General features: G+C 40.4%; 15 protein-coding genes and 1 pseudogene. 8 read left to right on the forward strand and 8 right to left on the reverse strand.

Features of this window, described 5'->3' with window-relative positions; genetic code table 11:
* Positions 1-9: 9 nt before the first annotated feature.
* Positions 10-585, reverse strand: coding sequence for a nitroreductase (locus HHA43_RS08135; protein WP_168542326.1), 576 nt, complete (start codon positions 583-585; stop codon positions 10-12).
* Between the two features lie 294 nt (positions 586-879).
* Here HHA43_RS08135 and HHA43_RS08140 point away from each other — a divergent pair, with 294 nt between their 5' ends.
* Entirely contained in the window at positions 880-1257 is a 378-nt protein-coding gene (locus tag HHA43_RS08140) for a hypothetical protein (RefSeq protein ID WP_168542328.1), read from the forward strand.
* 141 nt (positions 1258-1398) lie between these two features.
* Here the strand turns inward: HHA43_RS08140 and rhlB are convergent, their stop codons facing one another.
* A complete protein-coding gene (gene rhlB, locus HHA43_RS08145; RefSeq protein WP_168461784.1) occupies positions 1399-2550 on the reverse strand; it encodes an ATP-dependent RNA helicase RhlB in 1152 nt (383 codons plus the stop codon).
* A 111-nt stretch (positions 2551-2661) separates the two neighbouring features.
* On the reverse strand, positions 2662-2874 hold the full coding sequence (locus HHA43_RS08150) for a cold-shock protein (protein WP_005177104.1): 213 nt from the start codon (positions 2872-2874) through the stop codon (positions 2662-2664).
* Positions 2875-3351: 477 nt separating this feature from the next.
* On the opposite strand from HHA43_RS08150, the gene HHA43_RS08155 reads away from it, so the two are divergent.
* The 5 genes from HHA43_RS08155 to HHA43_RS08175 all read left to right on the forward strand — a co-directional run bounded on the left by HHA43_RS08155 (position 3352) and on the right by HHA43_RS08175 (position 6231).
* A complete protein-coding gene (locus tag HHA43_RS08155) occupies positions 3352-3606 on the forward strand; it encodes a sulfurtransferase TusA family protein (RefSeq protein ID WP_168419167.1) in 255 nt (84 codons plus the stop codon).
* 165 nt (positions 3607-3771) lie between these two features.
* A complete protein-coding gene (gene rpoH, locus HHA43_RS08160; protein ID WP_004971496.1) occupies positions 3772-4641 on the forward strand; it encodes an RNA polymerase sigma factor RpoH in 870 nt (289 codons plus the stop codon).
* A gap of 191 nt (positions 4642-4832) precedes the next feature.
* Positions 4833-5198 carry a DUF423 domain-containing protein gene (locus HHA43_RS08165; RefSeq protein ID WP_168419166.1) on the forward strand — a complete coding sequence of 122 codons (366 nt, stop codon included), beginning with the start codon at positions 4833-4835 and terminating at the stop codon, positions 5196-5198.
* Between the two features lie 40 nt (positions 5199-5238).
* Positions 5239-5436 (forward strand): sulfur carrier protein ThiS, encoded by a 198-nt coding sequence (gene thiS / locus HHA43_RS08170; protein ID WP_168419164.1) that lies wholly within the window; start codon positions 5239-5241, stop codon positions 5434-5436.
* Positions 5437-5448: 12 nt separating this feature from the next.
* Complete coding sequence (locus HHA43_RS08175) at positions 5449-6231, forward strand: thiazole synthase (protein ID WP_004971502.1); 783 nt, start codon at positions 5449-5451, stop codon at positions 6229-6231.
* 80 nt (positions 6232-6311) lie between these two features.
* Here the strand turns inward: HHA43_RS08175 and HHA43_RS08180 are convergent, their stop codons facing one another.
* Positions 6312-6923 (reverse strand): glutathione binding-like protein, encoded by a 612-nt coding sequence (locus HHA43_RS08180; protein ID WP_168419162.1) that lies wholly within the window; start codon positions 6921-6923, stop codon positions 6312-6314.
* A gap of 217 nt (positions 6924-7140) precedes the next feature.
* Between HHA43_RS08180 and HHA43_RS08185 the strand changes: the two genes are divergently transcribed.
* Both HHA43_RS08185 and trmB read left to right on the forward strand, forming a co-directional pair.
* The gene (locus HHA43_RS08185; RefSeq protein ID WP_168542330.1) at positions 7141-8592 is read left to right on the forward strand and encodes a SulP family inorganic anion transporter; all 1452 of its coding nucleotides are present in this window, start codon (positions 7141-7143) and stop codon (positions 8590-8592) included.
* 185 nt (positions 8593-8777) lie between these two features.
* Positions 8778-9494, forward strand: a complete 717-nt coding sequence (trmB, locus tag HHA43_RS08190; RefSeq protein WP_168419159.1) for a tRNA (guanosine(46)-N7)-methyltransferase TrmB — start codon at positions 8778-8780, stop codon at positions 9492-9494.
* Positions 9495-9586: 92 nt separating this feature from the next.
* On the opposite strand, the gene HHA43_RS08195 is transcribed toward trmB, so the two are convergent.
* The 4 genes and pseudogenes from HHA43_RS08195 to HHA43_RS08210 form a co-directional block, all read right to left on the reverse strand.
* Positions 9587-10363, reverse strand: a complete 777-nt coding sequence (locus HHA43_RS08195) for a Rossmann-like and DUF2520 domain-containing protein (protein WP_168461306.1) — start codon at positions 10361-10363, stop codon at positions 9587-9589.
* Between the two features lie 93 nt (positions 10364-10456).
* Entirely contained in the window at positions 10457-11254 is a 798-nt protein-coding gene (locus HHA43_RS08200; RefSeq protein WP_168419157.1) for a thioesterase family protein, read from the reverse strand.
* A 98-nt stretch (positions 11255-11352) separates the two neighbouring features.
* Positions 11353-12039, reverse strand: a complete 687-nt coding sequence (locus HHA43_RS08205; RefSeq protein ID WP_168461295.1) for a class I SAM-dependent methyltransferase — start codon at positions 12037-12039, stop codon at positions 11353-11355.
* Positions 12040-12099: 60 nt separating this feature from the next.
* Positions 12100-12384, reverse strand: a pseudogene (locus HHA43_RS08210) (biotin synthase); the annotation flags it as partial.

Raw genomic sequence — 12384 nt, forward strand, 5'->3', positions numbered from 1 at the left:
AAATAAAACTTATGCGTTCCAATAGCTCACGTAAGCTTGTGTATTTAATTTAGCACGCGCAGGAATGGCTTTGGCTGCAGTTCCCACATAAATAATGCCCGAAATTAAGTCATCTGGATTTAAGTTAAGCGCTTGCTTGAGTAAATTTGATTCTACAACTGCCCCGCTACGCCACATGCTAGCAAAGCCCTGTGCCTGTAAAGACAGTAAAAAATTCTGCACAGCAGCCCCTGTACTTAAAGTCTGCTCAAAATGCGGCACTTTTGCATGGTTTTGAAACTGTGTTAAAGCCAGCACCAACATGGGTGCACGAAACGGGTGCTGTTTAACCCGCTCCAATTGAATCGCATCTGTTTCGCCCATATCTGCCAAAGCTTGAGAAAGTAGCTCACCAAAAGCTGCACGCTGTTCAGCAGCAATCACCACAAAACGTGTAGGTTTTAGACGATGATGATCGGGTGCGGTTAAAGCCGCCTGAAATGCCATTTCAAGCTGAGCAGCATTCGGTGCTGGCTCAACCAACTGCCCGATTGATTGGCGTTGATGAATGTGTTGATGAACGATTTCTGCCACTGTATCCGTCATTGACTTATATAACTATTTCAAAAAGCTCAGTTAAGATTAGCATAAACTCAAAATTTTGCGCTATTTCGTACGTGTAATTTGCAATCTCTTGGGTCAAGACAATCTCAATGTAATCCATACAGACAACTGCATTTTTTATACAAAGTCTTCATTCAAAGCACTACAGAATATGCTCAACTTGATCAAAGCCTTATTTTTCATTCTAATTCATGCCTGCATAAAGGCTAACCAGAAAATTAAATGAAAGATATTTAAAAGTCTCCGTATGCATACGTTTTTAATTTCGAGGTTGATATGAAAAAAATACTAGCCCTCTCTAGCCTTGTAGGATTCGCTTTCCTCACTGCCTGTGCTACCACACCCAACAACTCACTTGCCATTCAAAAAGAAAACAACTTGTATGAGGTTACAGGCTTAGGTAAGTCCAATATTATTGCCAAGAATAATGCCATTAGTGCAGCCAATAAAACCTGCGGCAGTCGTGCTACCCTTGTGTTGGTAGATGAAAAGACCAACTACAACGGTGCGCTCAAAGGAGTGGTCGATGAACAAACAGGACAGATGATTCAGGCTGCAGCCACTGTGCTTGGCACTATTGCAGGTCGTAATACCGATATTGCCCGTGATGATGACTACCAAACTGTTCTGACATTTAGATGTCAGGCAAAATAAGTTGTATCAACATCAATCAATTTGATGGTCAACTAAAAAATTTATCTATAAAGAAAAAAGTCGCTCAATTGTAGAGCGACTTTTTTTATATTTTTGGACTTTGGCCAGATCAAACAATTGTTCTGACTAGCAAAGTGCAGATTAGCAATACCCATCTAGACGTGTAAGCGGTAATTTTTGCCCAATGGCTTTTTCAATTTCAGGCAAGTAAAACGCATCATCTTCCGATAAGAAGCTAATACTGACACCACGTGTACCTGCACGCCCTGTACGACCAATACGGTGTACGTAATCATCTGACTGTTCGGGTAAAGTAAAATTCACCACATGCGATACACCATCGACATGAATACCACGCCCTGCAACGTCTGTTGCAATCATGATGTTATGTTTACCATTTTTAAACTGATCCAGCATTTTTAGGCGTTTGTCTTGGGCAATTTCACCTGACAACATCACCACTTTATAACCATCTCGTTTCAAATGGTCATATAACTTACGCACCTGATCACGACGGTTGGCAAATATCATAACTTTTTCAATTGGCTCGTCACGCAAAATATCTTCGAGCAATTTGTATTTATCGGTTTTTGCGACCATATAAACACGTTGCTCTACATCGGCATTGGTTTTCTTTTCAGGCTCAATTTCGACTGTAACAGGTTCAAATAACCACTGTTGAGCCAAGTTCAACACGTCATAGCTAAAGGTCGCAGAGAACATTAAAGTCTGACGCTGTTCCTTACGTGGTGAATAACGCACAATCCGCTTAACTGATGGAATAAAGCCCATGTCTAACAAACGGTCAGCTTCATCAATCACTAAAAACTCAATCTGATCTAGCCAGACTTCTTTTTGTTCTACAAAATCAATCAAACGTCCTGGTGTTGCCACAATAATGTCAACAAAGTTTTTATCGAGCTGTGCTTTTTGCTTATCAAAATCCACACCGCCCAACAAAGTCACCACATTTAAATTGGTAAATTTGGTTAATTCTTTTGCATCACTTTCAATTTGCAAAGCCAATTCGCGCGTAGGGGCTAAAATTAAAGCTCTAGGCTCACCACGGTAGCGCTGAGTCTGAATTGGGTTATTTAATAAATCGTTAATGACGCTAATTAAAAAGGCAGCTGTTTTTCCTGTACCTGTTTGCGCGCGACCAATGGCATCATGTCCAGCCAAAGTAAATTTTAAAACCTTTTGTTGAATAGGCGTCATTTCCTTGAAACCTAAAGCATCAATAGCCTGTTTCAATTGCGGATGTAAATTTAAGGTTTCAAAACCAGATGACATAAATATGCGCTCGAACTTTTTCTGACAAAAAACTGACCTATTATAAACAGAAATACAAACAAAAAACGCCCCAATCAGTATTGGAGCGTCTTTTTTAGAATAATCGAGTGATTAGTCTAGTGGCTGTACTTCTTCAGCTTGGAAGCCTTTTTGGCCTTTAACTACGCTGAATTCAACACGTTGACCGTCACGAAGTGAACGGTGGCCTTCACCTTGAATCGCACGGAAGTGAACGAATACGTCGTCACCGCCATTGCGTTGAATAAAGCCAAAACCTTTAGTGTCGTTGAACCATTTAACTACGCCTTGTTCACGAGCTGTCATAAGTTAATCCTCATTGATTAAAAAGAAGGACCACCCGGTGTTGCAAACAGCAGAGCAAACAAAGTTTAAAAATATTTTTATTTCTAAGCTTGTAATCATTCTGTATAACTATTAACAAAATCCCGGTTACATCCATTTGTAATAGGGCGACAAACAACAATTGTCTATCTAAAATCCTAAATACGCATCGAGCTTAACACGGGTTTATGACAATTAATAGATTTTTTTTGATTTATCTTGTTCAGATTGAAATGATTTGAACAGTTGGGAAAATTTTATTTCTGATAAGTGACTTAGCACTATTTTGATCGGTCAAATATGTCAAAAATGTTGCATAAAATAATGCACTAAAATCTCCTTATTTTATTTACACTCCAAACATTGACTAACATTCTATTTCAGATGAAATTTATTTGGGATTTCCTGCCAAGTTTGCTAGTATGATCGTTCTGTTTTTTAAGGCGAATTTATACCGCAATGCTGTGTGATTCTGTACCCCCCACCACTGTAATTGATGCTATGGGACAACCCTGTCCAATGCCCTTACTGATGTTGAAACGTGCACTTAAAAATTCAGATGCTGTTCTATTTTTACTTAAGTCTTCTGACCCACATAGCCAGCAGGATGTCACACGTTATTGTCAGTTGCATCAATACCAGTGTACAGCCAGTCAAATTTCGGCAAACGAGTTTCACTATGTGATTCATGTTGCCAAGCCAAATGCTACGTGATTAGTCAATCTTATTGATTGTGCATCCATTTTAACACCATTATACCTAGCCCTTTATCGTATAAAGATTTACATATCTACACCAATTTTCCTTATTTAAGTAGAATATTGGCATTAAGATAAAGACATCGGTTATTTTACCCACCCAATCCTATAAGGAGATCTCATGAGTGACAGCAGCAATCAGTTGATGCCCCTGTCATTATCTGCACCAGGTGTAAATCTCGGGGCTTATATTAGTACTGTTAACCAAATTCCAATTTTAACGGCTGAACAAGAAAAAGAGTTAGCCGAACGTTATTATTACGATCAAGATTTAGACGCAGCCAAAATGTTGGTCATGTCACATTTACGTTTTGTTGTGCATATTGCACGTAGTTATGCGGGTTATGGTTTACCACAGGGTGATTTAATTCAAGAAGGCAACTTAGGCTTAATGAAAGCGGTAAAACGCTTTGACCCTAATATGGGTGTACGCTTAGTGTCCTTTGCCGTGCACTGGATTAAAGCTGAAATTCACGAATATGTAATTCGTAACTGGCGTATTGTCAAAATTGCCACGACCAAGGCGCAACGTAAATTATTCTTTAATTTGCGTAGCCTCAAAAAATCCAGCAAAAAATTGACGCTAGAAGAAGCGCAATCTATTGCCAATGATTTAAATGTGACCGCTGAACAAGTTTTGGAAATGGAAGGTCGTTTAACCGCTTATGATGCTGCATTTGAAGCACAAGGTGATGATGACGATGAAGGTTCAACCTATGTTGCACCTGCGCTGTATTTAGAAGATAACCGTTACGACCCTGCACGTTTGGTTGAAAACGAAGATTACGAAGAACAAAGCACCTCTGCTCTGCATGAAGCTATGGAACAGTTGGATGATCGTTCACGTAATATTTTACAACGTCGCTGGTTGGATGATGATAAATCTACCTTACATGAATTGGCGGCAGAATATAATGTTTCTGCAGAGCGAATTCGTCAGCTTGAAAAAAATGCTATGGAAAAAATTAAAGTGGCAATGTCATCTAACTGATTAAAGTCTTTTTACATTTCATAAATGGCTTGAGCTATAGGCGAAAAATAAGCATCAAATAAAATTGGGCAGTCTGCCCTTTTTTATTGTCTTTGATTGGTACAGCTACATTCAGGCAGGCAAATCTCAGATTTTCCCGCCCCTAAAAATGTGCTAAGGTTAAGCGCAAAATTAAATAGGTCAATTTGCGTATGTGGATTGCAATTTCTGCCCTGAATTTAGCCATAGCAGTCATGCTCGGTGCATTTGGTGCACATGGCTTAAAGGCCCGCGCAACTGAAGCGCAATTGCTTTGGTGGCAAACTGCAACAGATTATTTTTTCTATCATGCCCTTGGACTTTTAGCATTGAGCATATTGGCCAAAGTGATTCCACAACTTCCTATTAAAGCCAGTTTTATTCTCATTCAGCTCGGCATTTTATTTTTCTGCGGTTCACTCTATATCATGGCATTGGATTTAGCCCGTGGCTTGGGCATGATTACCCCGATTGGTGGCGCACTCATGATTGCAGGCTGGCTAAGCTTAGCGTGGCAAGCCATGAAATATGCCAAATAAAGTGTATGTATTTTAGCAATTTTAAAATGGACTCTCTGTCATGCAAATTTATCTGAATGGCGAAGCACAACAGACCACTCATACAACGCTGCTGCAACTCATTCAAGCATTAGACCTAGAAGGCAAACGCTTTGCAGTCGAGCAAAATGAGAAAATTATTGCCAAAAGCAAACTTGCCGAAACCCCTATTTGCGATGAAGACCGCATTGAAATTATTCATGCCGTTGGTGGCGGCTAATCTGGAGCACCCATGCAAGATACATTTAAAATCGGTTCACGTACCTTTAATTCACGTTTGTTGGTGGGTACGGGAAAATATAAAGATTTAACCGAAACTGATTTGGCGATTCAAGCCAGTGGCGCAGAAATTGTCACGGTTGCCATTCGTCGTGTAAACATTGGGCAACATCCTGATCAACCCAATTTACTTTCAGTGATTCCACCTGAAAAATACACCATTTTGCCCAACACCGCGGGCTGTTTCGATGCCAATAGTGCCGTGCGTACTTGTATGCTAGCGCGTGAATTGCTCGATGGTCACAACTTGGTAAAACTGGAAGTATTGGGTGATGAAAAAACACTCTATCCAAATATCACCGAAACATTAAAAGCTGCGCGTACGCTGATTGACGATGGTTTTGAGATCATGGTCTACACATCAGACGACCCAATTGTGGCACAAGAACTGGAAAGCATGGGTTGTGTGGCCATTATGCCATTGGGTAGCTTGATCGGTTCTGGATTGGGTATTTTAAACCCACACACTATTTCTATTATTAAAGAAAATGCCAAAGTGCCAGTATTGGTGGATGCAGGTGTAGGTACAGCCAGTGATGCAGCGATTGCCATGGAATTAGGCTGTGATGGCGTACTCATGAACACTGCAATTGCAGCAGCACAAAACCCTGTATTGATGGCTTCTGCTATGCGTAAAGCGGTTGAAGCAGGCCGTGAAGCTTATTTAGCAGGCCGTATGCCACGTAAACGTATGGCCAATGCCAGCTCGCCTGAAACGGGTTATTTCTTTAAATAAGCCGTGTCAGCCAAATAAAAAAGACGTTAAGTGAGTACTTAACGTCTTTTTTATTATGTGATTTTAGTGCTTAAAACCAATTAAGGAATTAAACCTTCATCACGCATCGCAATTTGTACCGACTGACGTGCGGCCACTTTATTACGAATTTCTACCACATGGCTATATGGGGTTAAATCATGCTCGATATAGTTTGACCAGTTGGTGATCACAAATAAATACGCATCGGCAGGGCCAAAATTATCATCTACTAAATACTCATGATCTGATGCCGCAATGGCTTGATCAATATACGTTAATAAACGATCAATTTCTGCATAGGCTTTTTCTTTGGCTTCTGCATCTAAAGGCGCACCAAAAAATACTGCGTAGGCATCATGTAATTCTGAGTTGAGATATCCTAACCATTCTAAAACTTTCGCACGCCCTAAACCTGATGGCGGAATTAAATCTTGCTTAGGGTCTTGCTGCGCCAAAAATGGTAAAAGTGCAACATTTTCAGTCAAAATTAAACCCGGGTTAATTTCTAAAGCAGGCACATAACCCTTTGGATTAATTTCGTAATAATCCACACCCTTTTCTGTTTTATGGGTTTTTAAATCCACACGTTCTATATCAAAATCGACATTGACTTCATTTAAAATAATATGGGCTGCCAAAGAGCTTGCACCAGGGGAATAATAAAGCTTCATATTTGATCCTTGTTATATAACTATCTCTGTTGTAAATCGCTTGGCATCAACTTGCAAGTGATTGAACCTATAAATTGCAAAAAAGCATAAATGTTTTAAAAGTTCTTACGCTTTGACTATCCTGCAAACGAAAGGCTTTTTCAAGTCTGTTTAACCTGCTTTTTTATCTAAAGATGTTTTAACATACAGCCCTTTAAAGTTTCATGAAATTTTGATTGTGATTAGCCTGAAAAAAGAAGAATGGTTTTCCAATATCCGTACCGATGTATTGGCAGGATTAGTGGTTGGCTTGGCGCTGATTCCTGAATCAATTGCTTTTTCTGCAATTGCAGGTGTCGACCCACAAGTCGGTTTATATGCCTCATTTTGTATTGCGGTTACGATTGCTTTCTTTGGTGGTCGTACTGCCATGATTTCTGCAGCAACAGGGGCAATGGCATTGCTGATGATTACCTTGGTAAAAGAGCACGGCCTGCAATATTTACTGGCTGCGACAGTACTCACAGGCATTATTCAGGTAATCGCAGGTTACTTCAAAGTCGCTAAACTCATGCGTTTTGTATCACAGTCGGTGGTATATGGCTTTGTAAATGCGCTGGCAATTTTAATTTTTGTGGCACAACTGCCTGAATTATCACAAATGGATAGCTTAGGCTATTTATTTGTAGGTTTGGGTTTAGCGGTCGTGTATCTGTTTCCGTATATCCCTAAAATTGGTAAAAGCATCCCCTCACCTTTGGTCTGCATTATTGTGCTAAGTGTTGTTGCATTATTGCTTGGTACAGATATGCGAACCGTAAATGATTTGGGACAATTTCCAGATACCTTACCTATATTTTTAATACCAGATATTCCTCTCAATTTTGAAACTTTATCAATTATTTTTCCTTATGCCATTACTTTAGCTACGGTGGGTTTATTAGAAACCATGATGACCACCACCATTGTAAATGAAGCCACAGGCACAGAAGGTGACCGACATCAGGAATGTCGTGGTCAAGGCTATGCCAATATAGTAAGTGGCTTTATGGGCGGAATGGCAGGCTGTGCCATGATTGGACAATCGATTATTAACGTCAGCTCTGGCGCACGTACACGCCTTTCCACACTGACTGCTGGTGTATTTTTACTGTGTTTGGTGGTGTTTTTAAAAGACTGGCTGGCTTATATTCCAATGGCGGCCTTGGTTGCAATCATGATTATGGTGTCATTTACCACCTTTAACTGGGATTCCATCCGCAACTTTAAGAAGCACCCCAAACAAAGCAATATTGTTATGCTGGCCGTGGTGATTGTAGTCTTAGCCACCCATAACCTTGCTTTAGGTGTTTTTATTGGCGTGTTGCTTTCGGCATTATTTTTGGTCAATAAACTGGAAAGCGAAGTTAAAGTCAGCTCATTTTTATTGGGTGAACATACCCGCCAATATGTCATTTCAGGGCAAGTTTTCTTTAGCAGTTCTGAAAAGTTTTATCAGTTTTTTGATTTTTCAGAAGACATCAGCAATGTCACCATTGATTTAACCCATGCCCATATTTGGGATATTACTTCGGTAAATATGCTCAATACTGTGGTGAAAAAATTTAAAGATCAACAGATTAAAGTGCATATTATTGGTTTGAATGAAGCCAGTCATACCTTAATTGATCAATACAGTGCTCATTCATAATTACTTAACAGTTTGGATGCCAATTAATTTAATGCTGAATCTTGATGATTCAGCATTTTTGTATGCAAGATAAATCCGATGTATTTACAAAATAAGGCTCACTGCGGAAAATCAGCGAAAAAATTTGACTTCAATGGCTCAGGACTTAAAATACCGCATTCGAATTTATTAGATTTGCCAGAATTATGTCGAACGATCAATTAGACCAGCACGTTGTCGAGCTGGACAACCTCAACGAGCATCGTGAAATTGTAACGTTCATGCGCCGTTCATCACCATTGAATACGTCACAGCGTAGTGCCTTGGAACAATACGGTCACTTAATTTTGGAATACCCTGTTGGCGATTTACGTCAGCACTTTGAACACCCTGAACGCCCACTGACAGTAGAAATTGGTTTTGGTATGGGTCGTTCTTTGGTACTGATGGCTCAAGCCAATCCTGAGCGTAACTTTGTCGGTATTGAAGTCCATATTCCAGGGATTGCACAGTGCGTTTATGAAGCAGGCACAGCGGGTTTAAGCAACTTACGTGTCTTGGATGCAGACGCCATTCAAGTCCTTCGTGAAATGCCAGACAACAGCATTGATACTGTTCAACTCTACTTCCCTGATCCATGGCAGAAAAAACGTCACTTCAAACGCCGTTTTGTTGCCCATGAACGCATGGAATTGGTCGAACAAAAACTAGCGCTAGGCGGTACATTCCATGCAGCAACTGACTGGGAACCGTATGCTGAATGGATGCTAGATGTATTGGACAATCGCCCACGTTTAGAAAACTTGGCAGGTAAAGGCAATAGCTACCCTCGCCCTGAATGGCGTCCACAAACCAAATTTGAACGTCGTGGAATTGAAGCGGGCCATAAAATTAACGACTTTATCTTCAAGAAAATCAGCTAATTTCTACAACAAAAAAATGCTTCCATTCGGAAGCATTTTTTTTATCTGGGTTAGTTTTATGGCATAAATCCAAAAGACTGACTAAGAAACGACTAAGATTGATGTCGTTCTAAAATCTGTTGGCTCATAAGCGCATAAACTTCGGCAAGTGCATGTTGCTGCCCCGCTGCCAACAAGTCCTGATGCATCTTTAAAATATTTTGATCACCACGCATGGCAGGCCCTGTTTGCATGTGACGAGGCTCATTTTGTGTGGCTTTGTGTGCAGTTTCCAAAATTAAGGGGTACAGCAAGCTGAAATCCACTTGTTTTGCATCCACCACTTGTTTAGCCATGTCATAACAATAATTACTAAAATTGCAAGCAAATACGGCAGCTAAATGCAAACTCAAACGCTGCTCTGAAGTGTAGGCATAAACACGACTACTTAGGCTATTTGCCAAATTGAATAAAACCTGCTGATCTTCGGAAAATACAGCTTCTATAAATAATGGCGTTTGTGACCAATCAATTTCACGCTCCAAACTAAAAGTTTGTAAAGGATAAAACACCCCTGAACGCGCATGATGTTGTTGCAAAACATCTAACTTGGTACTGCCTGAAGTGTGCACAACCAAAGCATGGCTTAAATAAGGATGAATATCCTGAATCACCTGTGCAATGGCCTGATCACTTACAGCAATAATCACCAAATCAACTTCTGCATTTAATTCAGAAACTTGCGCAATTGCTGCTGCACCAACTTGCGTAGCCAAGTGCTGTGCCTTGTCCAGACTGCGGCTATAAATTTGCACAATTTGATGCTGTGCTTTTAAAACATGGGACAAATGGTGTGCAACACGGCCTGCACCAATCAAACTAATACGCATAAACTTTTTAAGTGAAGTAATTTGCTCAAGCATGCCAATAAAAAAAGGACGAAGCAATTCGTCCTGATGTTTTTGTTTAAGCGCGCATCAATTTTAAAATTGACGCAAAGTTAAAATCTGCTCACTACGCCCAAATGGGCCTTGGGTATCATGCAAAATTCCGCTGGTCAGCCCGATTCCATCTTCACCATATTGTTGTGTCACTTCCAAGCCCAACCATTCGCCTTGCGGTAAACGATGTAAATGAATTTGTAAATCCAAGTTTGGAAAACCCCAACCTTCATTTGGATCTAGACGTGGTACGACCCCATTGGCGGTATCTACCATGCCCATTAAACGAACAAAACTAGATGTAGCTTGATTTTCAACCATTTCCAATTGGTTTCTTAGCCAGACAATGCCCTTGCCTGCACGACGGTCTAAATGTGCTCGGGTTTCAATACTTTGAATATAGCCTCCCGGCCAGCAACGCATACCATCCCAATTGGCCAAATATTCAGGGTTTTCTACAGGTAAGTCTTCTAGCCCTGCAATTGCACGTGTGTCTGAGGTTTTCATTTTCCATGCGCGCGCCACAATACAGGTTTTCCCTTCGGCACACATTTCAGCTTCAATCAGTTCAATGGTTTTGCCTGGACGAATCATACGGGTAGTGATCGTAAACTCCCCAGCAGCAATTAAGCCAAAAATATCTAAACTGACCCGACCAATTCGCATATCATCACGTGGCATAAACTGTTCGAGTTCTGCACATAAAATACCCGTTGCAGGTGCCATGTGCTGCTCATGCGGATTCCACGCACCTTGTGCATGAATATTGGAACGATAGTGCGTAGTGCAGCTTCCATCTGCATGCTGTTCACGGTTAAGTAAAGTGTAATATGCTGACATTTTTTCCTCTTTCCCTGATACGAATATTTTTATATGGATACGATTTAGAGTGCTGCTCGCAGCATTAAGATTAATAGTTAAATCACATTATTTATAACCTATTTTTGCGCAAAAAAACCATAATAATTCATAATTTGACAATAGGTCTTAGACTGTCTAAAACCCACTTGAGTGAGTAATGACTGCTGTGCTTCTGCAGAAATTAAATGAAAATCATCGGCCAGTCGTGCAATCATTTTTTCTGCCTGTAGCACGGTTAAACCACTCTCTAGTGCCAAGTTTTGCATCCAGCGTAGTTCAATGTTTTCAGTCTGCTGCATCAGATCATAGCTTAATAAAATACCCCTAGGTTTTAATGTTTGGTAAATATCTTGAAAGAATGATTTTTTTTCTGCCACAGGTACAAAATGCGCCACCAAAATCGCTAATGCCGCATCAAACTGCAAGTTTTCTACCTGTGCTTGCTGAGCAAATTGCTGCGTGTCTGCCTGTATAAAACGGACACGTTCATACCCTGCCACAGACTGAATATTTTTTTCTGCCTGGTGCAACATACTTAAAGATGGGTCGATTGCGCTAAATTGCCACTGCGGATGCTGCTGCAACAAATACTGCAACTCATAACCTGTGCCACAACCCACTACTAAAAGCTGTGCATTTTCAGGCAAATGACTGCTTAAAATCGCATTGAGTTGCTGATGTACCAATTCATAGCCAGGAATGAGTTTCCGAATATGACTGTCATAGCCTGCAACCACGTTTGCACTGTGAAAATCTTTTGCCATATCACATGATTCTTATTTAATTTACTAACATCAAAACTTAATATTTTTTTTAAAAGCGGCTTAAGCCACTGCCATTGCATCTACAGATAATTCTGCAACGGTTGGTTTGGCACGTTCTGGGACTAAACCTAATTTTTGGAATAGTTGTTTGTCTTTGCCTTCGCCTGCATTTGGTGTAGTGAGTAACTTTTCACCTGAAAATAACGAGTTTGCACCTGCCATAAAGGCCAAAGCCTGATCTGAATCTGACAATGATTCACGCCCTGCTGATAAACGAATGTAACTGTTTGGCATAATAATACGCGCAACCGCAATGGTACGAATCCACTCAATCACATCTAGTTT

It is taken from the genome of Acinetobacter sp. A2, from assembly GCF_012371325.1.
In the GTDB taxonomy this organism is placed as follows: domain Bacteria; phylum Pseudomonadota; class Gammaproteobacteria; order Pseudomonadales; family Moraxellaceae; genus Acinetobacter.

Excerpts from the sequence above, each read along its gene's own strand:
- HHA43_RS08135 (WP_168542326.1), bottom strand. The coding sequence starts at position 585 with ATGACGGATACAGTGGCAGAAATCGTTCATCAACACATTCATCAACGC.
- HHA43_RS08140 (WP_168542328.1), top strand. The coding sequence starts at position 880 with ATGAAAAAAATACTAGCCCTCTCTAGCCTTGTAGGATTCGCTTTCCTC.
- rhlB (WP_168461784.1), bottom strand. The coding sequence starts at position 2,550 with ATGTCATCTGGTTTTGAAACCTTAAATTTACATCCGCAATTGAAACAG.
- HHA43_RS08150 (WP_005177104.1), bottom strand. The coding sequence starts at position 2,874 with ATGACAGCTCGTGAACAAGGCGTAGTTAAATGGTTCAACGACACTAAA.
- HHA43_RS08155 (WP_168419167.1), top strand. The coding sequence starts at position 3,352 with ATGCTGTGTGATTCTGTACCCCCCACCACTGTAATTGATGCTATGGGA.
- rpoH (WP_004971496.1), top strand. The coding sequence starts at position 3,772 with ATGAGTGACAGCAGCAATCAGTTGATGCCCCTGTCATTATCTGCACCA.
- HHA43_RS08165 (WP_168419166.1), top strand. The coding sequence starts at position 4,833 with ATGTGGATTGCAATTTCTGCCCTGAATTTAGCCATAGCAGTCATGCTC.
- thiS (WP_168419164.1), top strand. The coding sequence starts at position 5,239 with ATGCAAATTTATCTGAATGGCGAAGCACAACAGACCACTCATACAACG.
- HHA43_RS08175 (WP_004971502.1), top strand. The coding sequence starts at position 5,449 with ATGCAAGATACATTTAAAATCGGTTCACGTACCTTTAATTCACGTTTG.
- HHA43_RS08180 (WP_168419162.1), bottom strand. The coding sequence starts at position 6,923 with ATGAAGCTTTATTATTCCCCTGGTGCAAGCTCTTTGGCAGCCCATATT.
- trmB (WP_168419159.1), top strand. The coding sequence starts at position 8,778 with ATGTCGAACGATCAATTAGACCAGCACGTTGTCGAGCTGGACAACCTC.
- HHA43_RS08195 (WP_168461306.1), bottom strand. The coding sequence starts at position 10,363 with ATGCGTATTAGTTTGATTGGTGCAGGCCGTGTTGCACACCATTTGTCC.
- HHA43_RS08200 (WP_168419157.1), bottom strand. The coding sequence starts at position 11,254 with ATGTCAGCATATTACACTTTACTTAACCGTGAACAGCATGCAGATGGA.
- HHA43_RS08205 (WP_168461295.1), bottom strand. The coding sequence starts at position 12,039 with ATGGCAAAAGATTTTCACAGTGCAAACGTGGTTGCAGGCTATGACAGT.